Genomic DNA, 18887 nt, shown 5'->3' with positions numbered 1-18887 from the left:
CTGTTCCACAAGTCAGGTATGACTTGCGGCATAGCCCCTTCGTGTCTATGCCATGAGGAGGCTCGCACAAGCTGCTGGGGGTCAAAATAAAGACACACAATTGACAAATTGTCAGAAAATTCTTATAATAGATACATAGATCACATTCGCAAGGGTGGATCGTGATAGGAATCACAGTATGGAATACATTCTGCGCCCGCTTGCCGGACGCTTCATGTGAGGAGAGGATCACAATGACAAGACAATCAAGCGAGAGATGGAATAACTGGAAGGCCCTGATGACCGGTATGGGGTTTGGTGTCTTCGGCATTGTGATGCTGCCCTACCTCATCTATAAGACGGTGAAGAATGTCAGCGATACCGGCCTGTTCTTCTAAGCCACATGTAGCTGTATTCTCTAGCTGCGAATGGCAACAATCATAGAGAAAGGCTCCGCCCGAACGGCCTTGCGGCTGACTCAGGCGGAGCCTTTTCTTAACGAGATATTACAGGGAGGCGCGGTAGATGGCCAGCACGTCCTCGCGCTGCAGCTTCTTGAAGTGGCCGAACGATCCGAACAGCATTGCCTTATCAGCCATCAGCTCCAGCTTGTCATCGCCGATCTCATAGTCTGCCAGCCGTGACGGGGCACCAATCGATGTCCAGAAGTCACGCAGTGCCTGAATGCCCTCAAGCGCGGTCTCGCGGTCGCTCTTGCCGGCAGGGTCGATGCCGAACACATTGACAGCGAACTGCTTGAAGCGTGCTACCCCTTCATCCAGCACATGCTCCATCCAGCTCGGGAACAGAATTGCCAGGCCGCCGCCATGCGGAATATCGTAGACGGCACTGACGGCATGCTCTATGTTATGGGTCGCCCAATCGCCGGTGATGCCCATCGACAGCGTGCCGTTCAAAGCCAGCGTGCCTGAATATAGAATGGTCTCGCGATGCTCATAGCTCTCCAGGTTGTCCAGCAGCTTCGGTGCGGTCGCAATAACGGTACGCAGGATCGCTTCACTGAAGCCGTCCTGTACGAGAGTATTGCCGGTATGGTTGAAATATTGCTCGAATACATGCGACATGATGTCGACCATGCCATAGATGGTCTGATCACGCGGCACAGAGAATGTAAAGGTCGGATCAAGAATGGAGAACTGCGGGAAGACGAGCGCGCTGCCCCAGCCGAGCTTCTCCTGTGTCTCCCAATTGGTAATGACCGAGTTCACATTCATCTCGGAGCCGGTAGCGGCCAGAGTCAGCACGGTGCCGAGCGGAAGAGCGGCTGTAGCGGACTGCTTGCCGGAGATAACATCCCATACTTCGCCCTCCATCTTGGCAGCGACTGCAATCGCTTTGACACAGTCGATGACACTGCCGCCGCCGACCGCGAGGATAAAGTCGATGTTCTGCTCTTTGCAGATCGCTGCTCCTTTATGTACGGTGGTCAGTCGCGGGTTGGGCTCGACGCCGCCAAACTCGGCGAGATGGCTGACATGAGGCCGCAGCAGGGAGACGACCTGATCATACAAGCCATTACGCTTGATGCTGCCGCCGCCATATACGAGCAGCACGCGGGCTTGTTGCGGGATTTGAGAGGTAAGCTGCGCAAGAGTGCCTTTGCCGAAAATAAGGCGGGTCGGGTTCTGATAAACAAATGCTTTCACTGCAATTCCTCCACTCATGGTTTGGTAATCAGGATGGCTCCATTGTCTTAAAGGCAGCAGACTGTCCTTATGTTCACACTGTAACCGATACAACTAAAAATCTCAACTTTTGCTTGGGTACCTGGGGCACGGATCGGCATGCAAGAGGCGCACACTCGAAAGACACAGGTTTACATTAGCGTAGAGATCAAGGTATAGTTTATGAAGGAGTGCTGCTTCGCCCATCCAGGCCAGCGGCAGTCATTTTTCTTGATTGGTAAAATTAAAGGAGGAAGCGCGAATTAACATTACATTAGATCGTCAATTGCTGCACACATTGAGTGATGAAAGACTGAGCTGGGTTTGTGCCGAGCCTGCTCTGCTGCAGATGAAAGCGCGGGATATGGAGACCAAAAGGGCCGTGTTGGACGGGCTAGAGCCGGAGCAGCGGGCCTTGTGCATGTTCTGGGTGTACTATGGTCATGCTGTGAAATCGAGGCTGGAGTTCTACTCATGGACGTCGTACTTGATGGAGGAGCCTGGCTACTGGGAAGGGGTATGCGGCAGCCTGAGCTTCTATGGTGATGAAGACATGCTCGCCATCCTGCAGCAAACGCGCCATCTGCTGGAGGATCGCCGCGAGCGAGCTTCTGATCCGGGCAGCGCCTGGCTGAGCAAGCTGGGGGATGATTCCGTTCCCGATGAAGCGGCAGAAGCACTGTACAAGCGATGGTTGGGGGTAGCCCCGCTTAGTCTGCGGCGAATTGCCGATCATATTCGTGCGAACTCCTCTATATATGCAGAGTTTGCCTAGAGTGTTTATTTAAACTCCGGCAGGGGCAAAAGACGCCCCATGCGGCTTGTAGTCTGAAGCTCGCATGGGGCTACGTATCGTTACTTATTCAAAGCGGAATTTGCCGATGCGATTCTGCAGCGCAGCAGTCATGTTGTGCAGCTCCTGGGAGGCGGCGGCAACCTCCTGCACCATGCCGTTCTGCTCCTGTACGGAAGAGGCGATGCTGCTGAGCTTGGCAGCGTTATCACCCGCAGCATCGGATACCTGCTCCGCACCGGCTAATATGGCCTTCATCTTGTCCGATTGCTCCTCGATCAGGGCAGCTACATTATCTACAGCTTCGACGGTGCGCTGCACGGAATCCGCGATCGCCTGCAACTGACCAATGCCAGTGCGCGTCTTCTCCGCTTCAAGCTCTGTCGTCTCGGCCTGCTGCTCCATACGGTGAACAGCAACAGAGAGATCCTTCTGAATCTCATCGATCAGGCTGCCAATGTTCTGTACCTCTGTCGTACTATGATTCGCCAGCTTGCGAATTTCGATCGCAACAACTTGAAAGCCCTGTCCATGCTCGCCCGCATGTGCGGCCTCGATCGAGGCGTTCAACGCGAGCAGATGCGTGCGGGCGGATATATCCTCGACTACATCGATGATTTCTCCGATCTTGTCCGCATGCTCCTCCAGCTTCTTCACAATTCGGGTCGTCTCAGCGCCTTCCTTGCTCAGCCGATCCATGGTTTCAGATACGGATTGTATCACTTCACTACTGCTGCTCATCGATTCCAGCATGACGCTGGCATCCGATTGGGCTGAGACTGTGCGAGTGCGGGCTTCAGCGGACAGGCTGGCAATCTCCTCTATCGTCTTGTACATCGACAGCGACAGCTCAGCCTGAATGTCTGTATTGCGCGAGATGGCGTCGACACGTTCTGTAATCTGGGTCAGCAGGCTGGCTGCTTGTTCTGCGGCATGACTCAGCATGCCGACCTCACCGGTAGCATGGGAGGAATGACTATTAATGTCCCGCACGATGCTGCGCAGGCTTGTCAGCATTTCATTGAAGGAGGACGATAACTGCATCAGCTCATCTCGTGATTGCGGGATGTCGACATCTGCTGTCAGATTGCCTTGCGCGGCGATCTCGGCGGCATGTCGAAGCGCATTCAAAGGTTTGACGAGCATTCTGGCAGTCAGCCAACCGAGCAGCCCGGTCCAGAACACGCCGGCGGCAAAGGTCAGCAGGGTGAATAGCCAAGAGTTCATGTCGGGCGCAATGTAGTCTTTGAGGAAATAAATAAAAAATGCGCTCGTTCCGTAGGTAATCGTGGCGACCAGTGCGATGCCTGCCACAATCTTTCTTACCAGACTAAAGGTCACGCTCATTGTTATAAGGCCCCCAAATCAGTTATTGGCTATCGGTTAGCCAGTGGTGTATGTGCCACTTCTACTATTGTACACAACAATAGGGATGAATGCCCATATTTATCTGTCAATTCTCCTAAATTATCTCAGGTATTTATATCACATGCGCTGTGGAAGCACTGTGAAAATAATCACATCAAATGTTGCAAAAACTATGGTAATATAAGTTCAACAGAAGATAGCGCTATGTGGTCTGGGTTGACCAGGCAGCATGAAATATAGGTTGGCGCCATCATCAGCAAGGAGCCGCATGCTCGAATTGCATAAGGGGTTGATTGTATGGAGACAGAACCATTGCGCCAAGTCGAGAAGCTAGCGCTGAAGAAGCTGAAGATTTTTAAGCAGAGCCGGCTCCGCTATCTGTCGCGGTCGATGCTGGCGAGCATGTTTATCGGTTTTGGCGTGATTGTTGCGTTCAAGACGGGGAACTATTTCTATATGGAGCACTCCCCCTTCACCTATCCGATGGCGGCGCTGACCTTCGGGGCAGCGATTATCCTCATATCGTATGGGGGCGGGGATTTATTTACAGGCAATACGTTCTACTACAGCTTTGCCGCGCTGCGCAAGAAGATGCGTTGGCCGGATGTGCTCAAGCTGTGGGCTACCAGCTATACGGGGAATATATTGGGCGCAGCCGTGTTTGCCCTGCTGATTCTGACGACGGGGCTGTTCAATGAAAGCTCGGTTAACGGATTTTTGCTCAGCGTGGTGGAGAAGAAGCTGCATGCGCCTACGATGGAGCTGTTCTTCCGCGCGATCCTCTGTAATTGGCTCGTCTGTCTCGCCTTCTTCATACCGATGTCCTTCAAGGAGGACGGGGCGAAGATGTTCGCGATGATGCTGTTTGTGTTCTGCTTCTTCATCTCCGGCTATGAACACAGCATCGCCAATATGTGTACCTTTGCCATAGCGCTAGTGCTGAACCATCCGGGTACGATTACATGGGGCGGAGTCATACATAATCTGGTTCCTGTAACGATAGGCAATATTATTGGCGGCAGTGTGCTGATGTCGGTTATGTATCATTATGTTAATAAACCATTCTATGAGGAGCAATAGGAGGATTTCCACGATGAAAAAATCGAGAATTGTTATTATAGGAGCCGGAGCTGTCGGCTCGACAACGGCCTTCACATTGCTGCTGCGCAACCGTGCAGATGAGCTGGTTCTGATCGACGCCGATTCGGACAAGGCTGCGGGCGATGCGCTCGACATGAACCACGGCCTGCCGTTTATCGGCGGCGGCAAAGTATGGGCGGGCACCTATTCGGATTGCCGTGATGCGGACATTATCGTCATTACGGCGGGAGCGGCTCAGCGCAAGGGAGAAACGCGGATCGAGCTGCTCAAGCGCAATGCGTCGATTCTGGAGAGCATCATCTCTCAGGTGCAGGTGCATGCGACCAATGCGATCCTGCTCCTCGCCTCCAATCCGGTGGATATTATGAGCTATCTGACGTTCAAGCGCATCGGCTGGCCAGTGAATCGGGTTATCGGCTCGGGCACGCTGCTGGACAGCGGCCGATTCCGCTATCTGATTGGCGAGAAGCTGAGAATCGACCCGCGCAGTGTGCATGCGCACATCGTCGGCGAGCACGGGGATTCGGAGCTGCCGCTGTGGAGTCTGGCGAATGTCGCTGGCACGGAGCTGAAGCTGAATGCGACGGAGAAGGAAGAAATCTACACCAACACTCGTGACGCGGCCTACCAGATCATTCAAGCGAAGGGCGCCACCTATTACGCCATCGCGCTGGCGCTTGATCGGATCTGTACGGCGATTCTGCGCGATGAGGGCGCTGTGCTGAATGTATCGACGCTGCTGACCGATTATCACGGCATCTCGGACGTGTACCTGGGCGTGCCATGCATCGTTGACCGTCAAGGCGTGCGCGAGGTGCTGGATCTGCCGATCTCCGAGGAGGAGAGAGAGCTGCTGCACAAATCGGCTAACAAGCTGAAGGAGCTGAACAGCTCACTGGGGCTGTAGGCGGCCAAGGTTAACTATATAAGAAGACGACTTGTCCATGCTAGGCTGGGCAAGTCGTTTTTTCGTATATGAGCATATTCACCCAATAAGCCGTTGGAGGCTAGATGGATTTGCGGTATTCCGCTGGCGATGTGCCCATCAGGTTGCGGAACAGTTTAATGAAGTAACTGGGGTTGTCGTAGCCCAACTGATCGGCAATCTCTATCACTGATAGGTTGGATTGATTCAGTAATTCGCAGGCTCGCTCCATCTTGCAGCGGGTGACATATTCGATAAAGGTTGAGCCCGTATCGAGCTTGAATACCCGGCTGAAGTGGGTGGGATTGAGCCCCACCTTTTTGGCGATAGCATCCATACTGATCTTCTCGCCGAGATGTGTCAGCACATAGCGCTGCGCCTCGGCTACCTCTTTCCTTATCGAGGGTCTCCACATGGTATGGACATTCTTGATCTTCTCAAGCAGAAACTTCTCCAGCCATGCCATTAGCTCCTCTAGCGTCTCCACACTTCGAAGCGTCTGCTGATTGAGCTCGCTGTCGAAGTTGGTTACGAATTGCTGCATGACCGTAAATTTCAGTTCCAGCTCCATGACCATCTTGAGCATCCAGCTCTTCAGACTCTCGACCGGATACCTGTGTGTCTGCAGCTCCTGGCTCAAGATCGACAGAAACGATGCGACGCGGTCGCAATCTTCCCGCTGGATGCTCTCCCGCAGCTCCTGGACGGTGCGAGCGTAGTGGAGGAAGAGATCCTCTGTAGTTGTCGGCAGGCTTACTGCCTTCTGGATCGATGCTTCTCCTCCATAGAAACGCAAGCTTTGATTGGACAACAAGGCCTGAATTTGTTTTTTGAGCGGCTTCAACTCCTGCTCAGCCTCTCCATAGAAGAAAGTCAGACTCACCTTCAGATGTCGGTATAGGTCAAGCTGCGCCTTCTGGAGCGCCGTTCGGAGCTCTTCATGACGATTGCGGACGAGTGTATAAGGAAAAGGAACCAGCAGGACATACCGCCGCTCCGACAAGGAAAACAAGAGGACGTCTTCTACCTTGAGCGCCTCCTGCAGGGCGTTATCCATGACAAACTGCATGTTGGACGAGCTGCCAAACCGTTGCTCCAGCTCACGGGCGCGATCTGGAAACGCAATGACCGGCATGTAGGGGGTGTCCCTGTGCAGCTTGATGCCCATGCTGTTGGCCTGCTCGATCCATTCTGCTCCATCCCATAGCGGCTGCTCCAGAAACATCTGCATCCATCGGCTTCGTATGGCCGCATGGTTGCTCTCCACCATTCGCTGCAGGTTGTGGATCGACTGTCGGCTTTGGCGGGCATTGTCCAGCCGTAGAACCGCTTCTGTCAACACCGCTGTCACCTGCTCCAGCTCCAGACTCTCCTTGAGAATGTAGTCCGAGACATTTAATTTGACCGCTTGTTGCGCATAATGAAACTCCTCGTGGCAGGAGAGGATGATCGCTTGCAGCTCCGGGTTGGCTTCCTTGGCTTTCTGGATCAGGGTAAGGCCGTCCATTGCGGGCATGCCTATATCTGTCAACAGGATGTCGGGTTGCTGCGCCTGACAGACCTCCCACGCTTCTTCGCCATCTGCGCAAGCGGCGATCAACTCAAGATTCAATTGCGTCCAGGGAATGCTGCACTCCAGATATTCCAGGACGGGCAATTGGTCATCCGCCATGACGACTTTATACATGTAAGCCTCCTCCTTCACCACCCGGATGCATCGGGAACACCAGTGTGATGGCGCTCCATTCCGGTTCTATATATTGAATGGACATCTGAAAATCGTCTCCATAGATCAGCTTCAGCCGCGTGGATACATTGTATAAGCCGATGCCGCTCCCCATGTTGTCGGTCTTGTCTGCACCGTATTCGTGAGGCTGACAAGCCAGCCGCTGCTCCAGCTCGGCAATCGTCTGACTGGATAGGGGAGCGCCGTTGTTTTTTACAGTCAGGATCAGCTTGTTATCCCTCGTCTTGATCTGGATGACGACGCAGCCTCCCTTTCGGGCGAACCCGTGCTTGTACGCATTCTCGATGATGGGTTGCAGAATCAGCCTGGGGACGGTCGCATCCAGCAGCTTCGGATCAACATCCATCTCGTAAGTAGTGGGGTGCCGCATGGCAAATCGCATCAATTCTATATATTGCTTGGCCGATTCGATCTCCTGACCAAGCGTGACGAACTCGCCGTGACGGGTGAAGCTGGAGCGCAAGAGAGCGGCTAGCGCGGCGAGCAGCTTCGCATTATCCTCATCCTTCTGGAGCAGCAGGCGCATTCGGATTGAAGTGAGCACATTGAAGAGGAAATGGGGATGAAGCTGCGCCTGCAGCATGGCAATCTCCGCTCTTCGTTTCAGCTCTTGCTCGGTTCTGAACTCCTGCATGGTCTGTTCGATACGGTCCAGCATATGGTCGAAGGAACGCCCGAGACTTCCGACTTCGTCATTGCCCCTGATGTTGGAGCGAATGGTCAGATTGCCAGCTTCGATCTGACGGGCAGCCTTGCCCAGTGTCTGGATCGGCCGGGTGAAGCGGCGAAGCAGATAAGTCAGCGCCATCAGGAAGACGATTGCAAACACACTCTGAATGAGCAGTCCTGACCGGGATAAGCCATTAAGTCGCCCGGTCAATTGCTCATAGGGCGCCAGACTTACCAAAGACCAATCGCCGAACGCTAGCGGCAAGGAGATAAATAACTGGTTCGCGTCGCCAACACGAAGAATAGCTGTGGAATGCAAATCTGCGATGGGCAGAATGGATTCAATTGACGAACCGATCTGCTGTGGATCACGGTTAGAGAGGATCGTGTGATCCGCTCCAAGCACGAATACGTCCTCCTCCAGCTCCTGAAAACGATCCCGAATCGCCGCTTCGGTTCTGCTTACGATCAAGTATGCGAAGGGTGGCTTGCTGTTGCTCTCCCGCAATGCCCGGGCGGCGATAAACACATACGGCAGATCAGCCCGCTCTGAGGCGAGATAGTTGGCCTCGCCACCCGCAAATAACGTATCGTAGCCTGACAATTGGTCAAGACGCGCGAACCAGTCGCGCGACTTGAACTCGACCGGGTCGAAGTCGTAGAACGAATAATCCGAGTATGCTCTGCCATCATTATCAAGCAGCGTAATCCGCAGATCGCGCGTCTCCCCGGCCACCTGCTCCAGTCGGGTTGTCAACTGGCGGCTTGCCACCGGATTTGTCTTGGCCTCCTCCAGCAGGTTTTTGATCTCGGGGTCAAAATGGACGAAGTTGGCTACGGACACCATCTCCGTCAATATCGCGTCAATCTGCGATTGCACCATAAGTAGAGATTGCTTGGCTTTGTCCAGTGTATGTTCACGAATAATCAGCTTCGAATAATGGTTGGTGCTCAAGATCATGCCGATTGTCGGCAGCACCAGGCAAGCGATCGAGGTGATGATTAGTTTTTGGCGGAAGGTTAGCCGCTTGAATGGCAGTTCGATACGCATGCCTTACTCCTCCCTCGTTTGTTTTTTATTATCGTAAGTCATTTTGAAGCAAGACTCATCCAATATTTTTTTCATTTGAGAAAAAATATTGTCATGTTTTCTTTTGAAGATAGAAAAAATCGTTTCATGTATATCGGAAAATTACTTTCTATAATGAAGATAACAATAAATAAAGAGGTGAGGGACATGGCGCACGCTTCCCCGCAGGCAGCGCAACAGCCGCTTGCAAAAAAACGGCGCAAGCAAGCTCTATATGACACCATAGCCGGCTATCTATTTATCGGGCCGATGTTGATCCTGACAACGATGCTCGTCATTATTCCGATTGTGTTGTCCGGGGTCATCAGCTTTTCCGACTGGAATTTCATCGCGGGGCTTGAGAGACTACGGTTCATCGGCTTCGACAACTATGCGAAGCTGTTTCAGGACGAATCCTTCCATCGTTCGCTGATGAACAACATCATCATGATTGTCACCGTGCCGGTGACGATGTTTCTCGCACTCGTGCTGGCGGTGCTGATTGACAAGGCGACCTATTTCAAAACATTGTTCAAGGTCATTTATTTCATGCCGTTCATCTCCAGCTTCGTCGCGATTGCCTTGCTATGGCGGGTGCTCTACCATCCGACGAACGGTCCGATCAATAACTTCCTGCGCGCGATCGGTATCGACAATCCGCCAATGTGGCTGGCAGACCCCAATTATGCGCTTCTGTCGGTCATGATTATTATGGTGTGGACGTCGCTCGGGTTTAGTCTAGTTATCTATATGGCTGGCTTGCAGGGAATTCCCAAAGATCTGTATGAAGCGGCCGATGTCGATGGGGCGTCGCTGATTCGACAATTTTTTAGCATTACAATTCCAATGCTGACGCCCACAACCTTTTTCTTGCTCATTACTGGTGTCGTTGGCTCGTTCAAGGTGTTCGATCTGATCATGGTGCTGACCGGTGGCGGACCGGCTGGCTCGACCTCCGTTATCGTCTTCTATCTGTACGAGGTTGCATTTATTAATCTGGAATCTGGCTACGCTTCGGCTATGGGCATCGTCCTGCTGCTTCTCATCTTGCTGTTGACGCTGATTCAGTGGGTCGGGCAGAAGAAGTGGGTCAATTATTAAGGGGGGAAGACATACATGTATGCAATCAGGCCTGGCCGTGTTTTGGTCACATTATTGATGGGAGCGGCGGGCATAGTGTTTATCTTGCCCTTCCTATGGATGATATCTGCATCATTCAAGCCCGAGCTGGATGTCATGTCCTATCCGATTCAGTGGATACCCAAGCGCTGGAATGCGGTGGAGAACTATACGCAGGTATGGGCGGGGGCGGTTCCATTTGCGCTCTACTATTGGAACAGCATCAAGGTGACGCTGATGTCCACGGCGCTCTCTCTCATCGTATCAGCGATGGCGGCTTACGGATTCTCCAAGATCGAGTTCAAGGGTCGGGATGCACTATTTCTACTGGTGCTCTCCACCTTTATGATTCCGACGCAAGCGATTCTCGTGCCGCAGTTTATCATGTATCGCTGGATGGGATTATTCGATAGCCATCTTGGACTTGTGCTGCTTGCAGCATCGAGTGTTCTTGGTACCTTTTTGCTTCGCCAGTTCTTCATGGGTGTGCATCAGGAGATCATCGAGTCGGCGCGGATCGACGGTGCAGGGCACGGGATGATCTTTGCACGAATCGCCTTGCCACTGGTGCAGCCGGCGCTGGCGACCTATATGATCCTACGTTTTATATGGACCTGGAACGATTACCAGAATCCGCTTATTTTCCTTCGTTCTGAATCGTTGTTCACCTTGCAGCTAGGCATTCGCAGGTTTGCAGATTTCAGCGGGGAATTTTACTCGCTCATGATGGCTGGCGCCGTATCTGCCATCTTGCCATTGTTGATCATCTTCATCATAGGCCAGAAGCAAGTTATCGAAGGCGTGGCCTCAGGAAGTGTCAAAGGATAACTCACTTAAAGGGGGAAGTTGCATGTTCAAAATGAATCGCAAAGGTTGGGTCGCATCAGTCATTGCAGCAGCTATGCTGGTGGGTGGCTGTGCTTCGGGCAACACAGAAAGTAAGCCGGGTACAAGCGAGCAAGGCTCATCCAACGAACAGGTTACGATTAAGCTGCACAACTGGTACGCGAAGAAGACGGACAACTGGGATGTCGTCATCGAGGCATTTGAGAAGAAGTACCCGAATATTAAAGTGGAGTTCAACTCCGCAGAGGATAACAATTCGAACGAGTACTATAAGAAGCTTGATCTGGCAGCAGCCAGCGGGGATGAGCTCGATGTCATCATGTTCAGTAATATGACGTTCCTGTCGCAGCGCGTCGATCTGGGCATGGTTGAGCCGCTCGATGACTATCTGGCGAAGGATAATATCAACCTCACTGAGGAGTACACTGCAGATACTCGCATTGACGGCAAGGCCTACGGACTGCCGGGCAAATCCTCTCAATCATTTGTCATCTTCAATGAGGAGCATCTGAAAGAGAGCGGTCTGGAGCTGCCGAAGGATTGGACGTGGGATGAATTCATGGATTATGCCAAGGCGCTCACCAAAACGGAAGGCGGCAAAACCCGCTATGGCACATATTTTCATAGCTGGCCTGCCTTCGCATACTTCATCCAGAACTTTGGCCGTGTAGAGAACGCGAACCTGACGACCGACGACGGTACAACCGCGAATATCGACAATCCCTATGTCCGCAAGACGCTTGAGCTGCGTCTGCGCGGCGAAGCCGAAGGGTCGGCAACGCCATACGCTGAAGTAGTTAGTCAGAAGCTCAATTACCGTCCACAGTACTTCAACCAGGATACAAGCATGCTGGCGATGGGATCGTTCCTCGTACCGGAGCTGGGCGGCACCGATACCGTGCCTGCTACATTCCGCACCGTGTTTGCTCCGCTGCCGAAGCTTAACGCAGGGGATGAGATCGCATCGAACGTCGGCAGCGATGTACTGTCCGTGTATAGCAAGTCGAAGCATAAAGACGAAGCGTATACGTTCATCCGTTGGTTCTCGACCGAAGGGATCGTCTTGCAGGGCAAAGCGTTCCCATCCTGGAAGAACGCCGATCTGAACCAAGTCGTTGATGCGATGGTCGCCGGCACCAAAACACCGGAAATGATCGACAAGGAATCGCTGCTATATGTTCTGAACCATACGAAGGCCAACAGTGCCAAGGTTGCAGTGCCTTACCATGCAGAGCTGGAAAAGATCTTCATGGAAGAGTTCGATCGGATGATGCTCTCCGGTCAAGCTCTGGATACGACCGTGCAGAACGCGCAGACCCGCATCCAAAAAGTAATTGATTCCAAATCCTAATCTACATCTCCTCGTCTTCTCACATCTGCCGCCCGGCGCGGCAGATGTTCCATTATATCTGAAGAGGTGAACTAATCATGTTGTATCCGATCCTAACAGAATCCCGCACGGTCATTGATCTGAACGGGGTGTGGAGCTTCAAGCTCGACTCCGGCGTAGGTCTGTCTAATGAATGGTATCGCGAGAAATTGACCGACACCCTGCCGATGGCTGTGCCGTCTTCCTTCAACGACGCTGGCGTCACATCGGACATCCGCAACCATGTGGGCTGGGTATGGTACGAGAAGGAATTCACGATGCCTGCACTGCTGCTGTCTGAGCGAGTCATGTTGCGCTTCGGCTCGGCCACACACCAGGCCAAGGTCTATGTTAACGGCGAACTGGCCGTCGAGCATACAGGCGGGTTTACGCCGTTCGAGGCGGAGATCAACGCGCTGCTGCGTCCGGGCAGCAACCGGGTGACAGTCGCAGTCAATAACATCCTGGATGAAACGACGCTTCCTGTCGGAAAGCTGGTCGAACGGGAAGTAGAGGGTCTGGGCAAGCTGACGCGCAATCCGCCGAACTTCGACTTCTTCAACTATGCCGGTCTGCATCGTCCGGTTAAAATCTATACGACTCCACGCACCTATGTGCAGGACATTACGCTCGTTCCGAGATTGGATGGTCAGGCGGCGCATGTTGCCTATAGCGTCGACTGTGTCGGCGAAGGCGATGTGACGATTGCCGTCATCGATGAGAGCGGTCGCACCGTCGCCGTAGCGAGCGGCAGCGAGGGTATGCTGACCATCCCTGATGCCCAGCGCTGGGAGCCTCTACAAGCGTACTTGTACACCTTCCGGGTGGAGCTTAGTGACGGGGCGACGCCAGTGGACGTCTATGAGCTGCCGCTGGGCATCCGTTCGGTCGAGGTTCGCGGCGGTCAGTTCCTTATTAACGGCAAGCCGTTTTATTTCAAGGGCTTCGGCAAGCATGAGGATACAGCGATTCACGGCCGGGGCCTGAATGAGCCTGCCAATGTCATGGATTTTCAACTGATGAAATGGATGAACGCCAACTCCTTCCGCACCTCGCATTACCCGTATTCAGAGGAGATCATGCGACTGGCGGATCGGGAGGGCTTCGTCGTCATCGATGAGGTTGCTGCCGTCGGCTTACATCTGAATTTTATTGCGACCCTTCACGGCAGAGCTACTCGGAAGACCTGGGAGGAGATCCAGACAGCGGACGCCCACCGGACGGCCATCCGTGAGCTGATCGCGCGCGACAAAAATCATGCCTGTGTCGTCATGTGGTCGATCGCTAACGAGCCAGCGGCCGATGAGGAGGGGGCAGACCGTTACTTCGAGCCGCTCGTCGAGCTCACCAAGTCGCTGGACCCGCAGCATCGCCCGGTCACGATCGTCACCATGGTAGGCAAAGGCCCATCGCATTGCAAGGTGGCCCCGCTTATCGATGTGCTGTGTCTTAACCGATACTACGGCTGGTACGTGGAGGCCGGGGAGTGGGAGGTAGCCTCGCTCAAGCTGACGGCAGAGCTGGAGGAATGGCAGCGTCTGTTCCCGGATAAGCCGATAGCGATGACGGAATACGGAGCGGATACGATTGCTGGCTTCCATGATGTGGACCCGGTCATGTTCACCGAGGAGTATCAGGTGCGTTACCTCGAAGCGAACCATCGGAGCTTCGACCGATGCCGCAACTTTGTCGGCGAGCATGTCTGGAACTTCGCGGACTTCAACACGAGCCAGGGTGTCATCCGGGTACAAGGTAATAAGAAGGGCATCTTCACCCGCGATCGCAAGCCCAAGGCGGCTGCACATGAGCTGCGGAAGCGGTGGGCTGACATTCCTGACTTTAACTACAAATCATAGCCCCTTAGAGCAACAGCCCCGCGAGCGTAACGTCTCGATGGGGCTGTTGCGCGTTCGTCTTGGTCATCCAGGCTCGGATCTGTTGCCCGATTATAACCCGGATCATATCGTTCTCCAGATTGGCGATCTATACCATGCTTCGAGTGTGCTGCGGCATGTCCCATCTATCAGCCGGGACCCTAGGGACATTTCACTATATTTCGCCTCCATTACTGCCAGCTTTCATCATAATTGTATGTCGAATGCTGCCGCGGCGCGTTATAATAGAACGAACGAATCATACGGCATCAGGCGGACAGCATCATCTATTAATGATATGAAGCGAGGGCGAGTGGTATTGAAAAGCTTACATTTGCGTATCATGATCGTGTTTTCCTTATTAATTGTACTATCCAGTTCTGTGATGGCTTACATCATCTATGCCTCCTCGATGAAGCTGATTACCCAGTCCATCGGAGAACAGGCGCGCAGCATCGCGCAATATGCTGCGGATCAGATTGACTTGGAGCAGTACCGCGACATCACTCCGAAGACGGGTGAAACGCCATATTATACGGAGCTCAGACAACGTTTCAATGAGCTGCGGGAAGCGAATCATCTGAAATATCTGTATACGATGGCCGCCAGGGACAACAACGGCCAGCGCGAATACTACTATATTGTTGATGGGATGCCTGTCGGTGCCAAGGGCGAGGATGTCTCGGAGCTGGGCAAGGTGGAGACAGAGGCGATCCCGCTGCTGGAGGAGGCCATTGCCGATCGGCAATCCAAGGTAGGGGAGCTGACCCGCGACGATACCTATGGAGCTACAGTGAGCGCATATGTACCGATTGTCGATGCAAACGGGCAGTTGTTAGGCGCGCTAGGCGCGGACTTTGACGCGACCAGCGTCTATGATCTGCTGGAGAAGAATCGCCGCACGATGCTGCTTGTTGCAGGTGCGATCCTCGTCGTGTCACTGGTTATTATCTATCTGCTATCCAAAATGATCGTCTCTCCGATCCTGCGGCTGACACGCAGTATGAACACGATCGAGCAGGGCGATCTGACGCCTGTCATCCACGTCAAGGGTAAGGACGAGATCAGCAGGCTCAGCTCGGCCTTCCGCTCGATGATTCAGGTGCTGCGCTCCATGATCCAATCGATTCATGGCAGCTCCCGGCAACTGCGGCAATCGGCAACCTCCATGTCTGCCAGTGCCGAGACGACGCATGAGGCGAGCGGTAAGATTACTCGGCTGCTGCAGGAGGCTGCGGTCAATGCCGAGGCTCAGGCGAAATATAGCAGCGAGACATCACGAGCCATCAGCGAGGTAGCGGGCGGAGTCGAACGGGTCAGCCACACTCTGTCCTTCGTCGCAGAAGCCTCTCAGGAGGCGGCAGAGGTCTCTCAAGCAGGCAATGGACTCGTGCAGCAGGCGATGGATAAAATGGGGGAAATCGGACGCTTCTCGCAGATGACGACACATGACATGAATCATCTGGCGGCTCGCTCGGAGGAGGTAGGCGAGATGGTTGCCGTCATCCGTGACATATCGTCGCAGACCAATCTGCTTGCACTGAACGCGTCGATCGAGGCGGCGCGGGCCGGCGAGCACGGCCGGGGGTTTACGGTGGTGGCGGAGCAGGTTCGCAAGCTGGCGGAGCAGGCCGATCAATCGGCGGAGCGTATCGGCAGCATGCTTGGATCGATGGTGGACGACATCCAGCGGGCAGTGAGCAGTGTTCAGGCGGGAAGCGGCCGGATCGGGGAGGGGCTATCGGCCGTTCAAGCTGCCGGGGAGTCGTTCGCCCGCATACGGCACGCCGTGGAGCGTGTTGCCGCGGAGATTCAGGATGTGTCAGCGGTCTCGGAGGAAATCTCCGCCAGCACAGAGGAGGTTGTTGCCTCTGCTGCGGAGATGGAGGGGCTGTCGCGGCATAATTCAGATCATTTCGGCGGGATCGCCGAGGCGGCCGAGCAGCAGCTTGGCACGGTGGAGCAGATGAAGGAGGCGGCGGTCAGACTGGAGGAGATGTCAGGCGAGCTTGAACGGCTGGCAGGCCGCTTTCGCATCTGACCCTGTATGCCTAATAAAGAACCGGGAGGGACAGAGCGGCGAAAGCCGACACTGCCCCTCCCGGTTCTGCTATGTAGAGGATGGTTCCATAATGGATAGAAAGGATGCGATGAGCTCGGGGTCGAAGGCTTTACCTCTCTGTTCGATCAAGTAGGCGAGTGCGTTCTCTCTAGGCCAGATTTCCTTATAGGCTCTGCGGGAGGTGAGAGCGTCATATACATCCACCACGCTTACGATTCGGGCTTCGAGCGGAATGCTGGTTCCTTTGAGGCCGTGCGGGTAGCCGCTGCCATTCCATTTTTCATGATGATGCAAAATAATGTTGCGGGTGACAGCCAATTCATTCTTGAAGAAGCTGTCATTCAGCTCGCTATGAATCTTCTCCAAAATATCGACACCGATTAGCGGGTGCATCTCAACAATCTGCCTCTCATAAGAGGTCAGAGGGCCAGGCTTGTATAAGATGCCTTCCGGGACGCCGGACTTGCCGATGTCATGCATGATGCTGGCATGAATGATGCTCTGCACATAATCATGGTCGAGCTCCAGGTTCAGGCGGTCGTTATGGGCGTGGACAAGCCGAGTGGTCAGTTGCTGTACCCGTGTCAGATGCTCCTCAATGGCCGGGTCGCGAATCTCGCAGGAGATCGCCAGCACCTTGAGCAGTACACCCTGAATGCTGCTGCGTCTCTCCTCCCCGACATATATTCCCTCCCGCAGATGCTCCAGCACGCGGAAGACGCCAATGTAGTACCATTGCCCCTCCGTATAGTAGGGGGTAATAGAGATGGAAGAATGCCATAGCTGGCCATTACTCTTCTTGTTAATAAATACACCTGACCAGCCTTGCTTCTGATGCAGTGCCTGGCGCATGCTGTCATAGGTGGCGGCTGATGTATACTGTGTCTTGACAATACTGGCTGGGGAGCCAATGATCTGCTCGCGTCTGAAGCCTGTGATCCGCTCGTAGATCGGATTGACATCCATGATGCGATGACTCTCATCGGTGATCATGACTGCATCTGTCAGTGCAAGAAAGCTCCGCAATGTTTCATTCATAAACCCTACTCCTGCTTGATTATGTAGTCTGAACTTGATTATAGGATAAGGGAGCGCAATCAGCAAGAAGATATGGAAACAAGTAGTCGGTGGTTTCATGCAGCGGCGGTCAGAGGAGAGGGACGATTACAGCACGGGCACACTTATGTTATGGTTATGATAGTCATGATGGAATGGAGAGATGCTTCATGTTTAACAGGGAGGCGTATGCCGGATCAAGAGAGGAAAATTACGAGCTGCTGCTGAAGCAGTTGGAATACTTGATGGAGCCGGAGCTGCCGGCTGTGGCGAATCTGGCGAATGCGGCGGCACTGCTGGCGCAATGCTTGGTAGAGACGAACTGGGTAGGCTTCTATCTGCTGGACAACGGCGAGCTGGTGCTGGGTCCCTTCCAGGGGCTGCCGGCCTGCACGCGTATTCCGGTGGGGCGGGGGGTATGCGGAGCAGCGGTGGAGCGGGAGGAGGCGGTGCTGGTGGCGGATGTCCATGAGTTTCCCGGTCATATCGCCTGTGATGGAGCGACGAATGCAGAGGTCGTCATTCCGCTACGCGCAAGAGGAGAGATCGTCGGCGTACTTGATATTGACAGCCCCGTGAAGGGAAGATTCGATGAGACAGATGTTCGGTATCTGATCCGGTTCAACGAGGTGCTGGGTCGCTATCTGTAAGCAACGATTCTCATCCTTGCCGTTAATTCGGTGTGGGAGCAGCTATAGTTGGAGTCCCATCGTAACCAGGTCACGCCGTATGCCGTCAAGCTCGGCCACGCCGGGGTAGTACCCCCACTGGGTAAAGCCGAACCTGCGCAGCAGCGCCAGACTGGGCTCGTTATGAGCGAAGACAAAGCCGAGCACATGATCAATGCCAAGGGAAGGGCATTGGTCCAGCGCATAGCGCAGCAGCCGGCGTCCAATACCGGCGCCGCGATGCGAGGCGGCTACATAGACGCTGAATTCGGCTGTACAGGCGTAGGCCGGGCGGCCATAGAAGGCGCTCAGGCTTGCCCAGCCTGCCAGGTCGTGCTCTCGTTCGATGACCCAGATCGGATGCTTGCTCGGCTTGTGTGCGTCGAACCAGTCTTGTCGGCTCTCCACGGTCACTGGCTCCAGGTCGGCGGTCACCTGCCTGGAGGCTATGGTGGAGTTGTAGATGGCTACAATGGCTGGCAGATCGGAGGGCTCGGCCAGTCGAATGCGCAATACCCCTTCCTGCTCTGCGGAAGCTTGGTTCATCGCTTTTCGCT

At 54.0% G+C, this 18887-nt stretch carries 16 protein-coding genes; 10 read left to right on the top strand and 6 right to left on the bottom strand.

Going from position 1 to position 18887, the window contains the following annotated elements; genetic code table 11:
- Positions 1-233: 233 nt before the first annotated feature.
- Positions 234-377, top strand: coding sequence for a hypothetical protein (locus tag ACY1JZ_RS02480; protein ID WP_270168300.1), 144 nt, complete (start codon positions 234-236; stop codon positions 375-377).
- Between the two features lie 108 nt (positions 378-485).
- Here ACY1JZ_RS02480 and ACY1JZ_RS02475 read toward each other — a convergent pair whose 3' ends face one another.
- Positions 486-1646 carry an iron-containing alcohol dehydrogenase gene (locus ACY1JZ_RS02475; RefSeq protein ID WP_462627912.1) on the bottom strand — a complete coding sequence of 387 codons (1161 nt, stop codon included), beginning with the start codon at positions 1644-1646 and terminating at the stop codon, positions 486-488.
- Between the two features lie 253 nt (positions 1647-1899).
- Here ACY1JZ_RS02475 and ACY1JZ_RS02470 point away from each other — a divergent pair, with 253 nt between their 5' ends.
- Positions 1900-2439, top strand: coding sequence for a hypothetical protein (locus tag ACY1JZ_RS02470; RefSeq protein ID WP_462627911.1), 540 nt, complete (start codon positions 1900-1902; stop codon positions 2437-2439).
- An 84-nt stretch (positions 2440-2523) separates the two neighbouring features.
- Here ACY1JZ_RS02470 and ACY1JZ_RS02465 read toward each other — a convergent pair whose 3' ends face one another.
- A complete protein-coding gene (locus tag ACY1JZ_RS02465) occupies positions 2524-3804 on the bottom strand; it encodes a methyl-accepting chemotaxis protein (RefSeq protein ID WP_270168305.1) in 1281 nt (426 codons plus the stop codon).
- A gap of 318 nt (positions 3805-4122) precedes the next feature.
- Between ACY1JZ_RS02465 and ACY1JZ_RS02460 the strand changes: the two genes are divergently transcribed.
- The gene (locus ACY1JZ_RS02460; protein WP_270168307.1) at positions 4123-4905 is read left to right on the top strand and encodes a formate/nitrite transporter family protein; all 783 of its coding nucleotides are present in this window, start codon (positions 4123-4125) and stop codon (positions 4903-4905) included.
- 13 nt (positions 4906-4918) lie between these two features.
- Positions 4919-5833: an L-lactate dehydrogenase gene (locus tag ACY1JZ_RS02455; RefSeq protein ID WP_270168309.1), complete on the top strand. Its 915-nt coding sequence runs from the start codon at positions 4919-4921 to the stop codon at positions 5831-5833.
- A 100-nt stretch (positions 5834-5933) separates the two neighbouring features.
- Here ACY1JZ_RS02455 and ACY1JZ_RS02450 read toward each other — a convergent pair whose 3' ends face one another.
- Positions 5934-7538 carry a response regulator transcription factor gene (locus ACY1JZ_RS02450; RefSeq protein WP_462627910.1) on the bottom strand — a complete coding sequence of 535 codons (1605 nt, stop codon included), beginning with the start codon at positions 7536-7538 and terminating at the stop codon, positions 5934-5936.
- Positions 7531-9318, bottom strand: a complete 1788-nt coding sequence (locus tag ACY1JZ_RS02445; RefSeq protein ID WP_462627909.1) for a sensor histidine kinase — start codon at positions 9316-9318, stop codon at positions 7531-7533. The genes ACY1JZ_RS02450 and ACY1JZ_RS02445 overlap by 8 nt, the downstream gene beginning before the upstream one ends.
- 186 nt (positions 9319-9504) lie before the next feature.
- Here ACY1JZ_RS02445 and ACY1JZ_RS02440 point away from each other — a divergent pair, with 186 nt between their 5' ends.
- From ACY1JZ_RS02440 to ACY1JZ_RS02420, 5 genes are all read left to right on the top strand, one after another.
- Complete coding sequence (locus ACY1JZ_RS02440) at positions 9505-10437, top strand: carbohydrate ABC transporter permease (protein WP_462627908.1); 933 nt, start codon at positions 9505-9507, stop codon at positions 10435-10437.
- A 15-nt stretch (positions 10438-10452) separates the two neighbouring features.
- The gene (locus ACY1JZ_RS02435) at positions 10453-11283 is read left to right on the top strand and encodes a carbohydrate ABC transporter permease (protein ID WP_462627907.1); all 831 of its coding nucleotides are present in this window, start codon (positions 10453-10455) and stop codon (positions 11281-11283) included.
- 22 nt (positions 11284-11305) lie between these two features.
- Positions 11306-12652 carry an ABC transporter substrate-binding protein gene (locus ACY1JZ_RS02430; RefSeq protein ID WP_462627906.1) on the top strand — a complete coding sequence of 449 codons (1347 nt, stop codon included), beginning with the start codon at positions 11306-11308 and terminating at the stop codon, positions 12650-12652.
- A 77-nt stretch (positions 12653-12729) separates the two neighbouring features.
- On the top strand, positions 12730-14526 hold the full coding sequence (uidA, locus tag ACY1JZ_RS02425; RefSeq protein WP_462627905.1) for a beta-glucuronidase: 1797 nt from the start codon (positions 12730-12732) through the stop codon (positions 14524-14526).
- A gap of 37 nt (positions 14527-14563) precedes the next feature.
- Positions 14564-16585, top strand: coding sequence for a methyl-accepting chemotaxis protein (locus tag ACY1JZ_RS02420; protein ID WP_462627904.1), 2022 nt, complete (start codon positions 14564-14566; stop codon positions 16583-16585).
- Between the two features lie 69 nt (positions 16586-16654).
- Here the strand turns inward: ACY1JZ_RS02420 and ACY1JZ_RS02415 are convergent, their stop codons facing one another.
- A complete protein-coding gene (locus tag ACY1JZ_RS02415; RefSeq protein ID WP_462627903.1) occupies positions 16655-17644 on the bottom strand; it encodes an HD domain-containing phosphohydrolase in 990 nt (329 codons plus the stop codon).
- A gap of 188 nt (positions 17645-17832) precedes the next feature.
- Here ACY1JZ_RS02415 and ACY1JZ_RS02410 point away from each other — a divergent pair, with 188 nt between their 5' ends.
- Positions 17833-18312, top strand: coding sequence for a free L-methionine (R)-S-oxide reductase MsrC (locus ACY1JZ_RS02410; protein WP_462627902.1), 480 nt, complete (start codon positions 17833-17835; stop codon positions 18310-18312).
- A gap of 42 nt (positions 18313-18354) precedes the next feature.
- Here the strand turns inward: ACY1JZ_RS02410 and ACY1JZ_RS02405 are convergent, their stop codons facing one another.
- Positions 18355-18876, bottom strand: a complete 522-nt coding sequence (locus ACY1JZ_RS02405) for a GNAT family N-acetyltransferase (protein WP_462627901.1) — start codon at positions 18874-18876, stop codon at positions 18355-18357.
- Positions 18877-18887: the final 11 nt, after the last annotated feature.

It is taken from the genome of Paenibacillus sp. J5 (assembly GCF_054955055.1).
The sequence above is the reverse complement of the archived record's forward strand: the minus strand, read 5'-3'. Positions and strand labels throughout refer to the sequence as shown.

Coding starts and splice junctions, on each gene's coding strand:
- ACY1JZ_RS02480 (WP_270168300.1), top strand. CDS start 234: ATGACAAGACAATCAAGCGAGAGATGGAATAACTGGAAGGCCCTGATG.
- ACY1JZ_RS02465 (WP_270168305.1), bottom strand. CDS start 3,804: ATGAGCGTGACCTTTAGTCTGGTAAGAAAGATTGTGGCAGGCATCGCA.
- ACY1JZ_RS02460 (WP_270168307.1), top strand. CDS start 4,123: ATGGAGACAGAACCATTGCGCCAAGTCGAGAAGCTAGCGCTGAAGAAG.
- ACY1JZ_RS02455 (WP_270168309.1), top strand. CDS start 4,919: ATGAAAAAATCGAGAATTGTTATTATAGGAGCCGGAGCTGTCGGCTCG.
- ACY1JZ_RS02450 (WP_462627910.1), bottom strand. CDS start 7,538: ATGTATAAAGTCGTCATGGCGGATGACCAATTGCCCGTCCTGGAATAT.
- ACY1JZ_RS02445 (WP_462627909.1), bottom strand. CDS start 9,318: ATGCGTATCGAACTGCCATTCAAGCGGCTAACCTTCCGCCAAAAACTA.
- ACY1JZ_RS02440 (WP_462627908.1), top strand. CDS start 9,505: ATGGCGCACGCTTCCCCGCAGGCAGCGCAACAGCCGCTTGCAAAAAAA.
- ACY1JZ_RS02435 (WP_462627907.1), top strand. CDS start 10,453: ATGTATGCAATCAGGCCTGGCCGTGTTTTGGTCACATTATTGATGGGA.
- ACY1JZ_RS02430 (WP_462627906.1), top strand. CDS start 11,306: ATGTTCAAAATGAATCGCAAAGGTTGGGTCGCATCAGTCATTGCAGCA.
- uidA (WP_462627905.1), top strand. CDS start 12,730: ATGTTGTATCCGATCCTAACAGAATCCCGCACGGTCATTGATCTGAAC.
- ACY1JZ_RS02420 (WP_462627904.1), top strand. CDS start 14,564: ATGGGGCTGTTGCGCGTTCGTCTTGGTCATCCAGGCTCGGATCTGTTG.
- ACY1JZ_RS02415 (WP_462627903.1), bottom strand. CDS start 17,644: ATGAATGAAACATTGCGGAGCTTTCTTGCACTGACAGATGCAGTCATG.
- ACY1JZ_RS02410 (WP_462627902.1), top strand. CDS start 17,833: ATGTTTAACAGGGAGGCGTATGCCGGATCAAGAGAGGAAAATTACGAG.
- ACY1JZ_RS02405 (WP_462627901.1), bottom strand. CDS start 18,876: ATGAACCAAGCTTCCGCAGAGCAGGAAGGGGTATTGCGCATTCGACTG.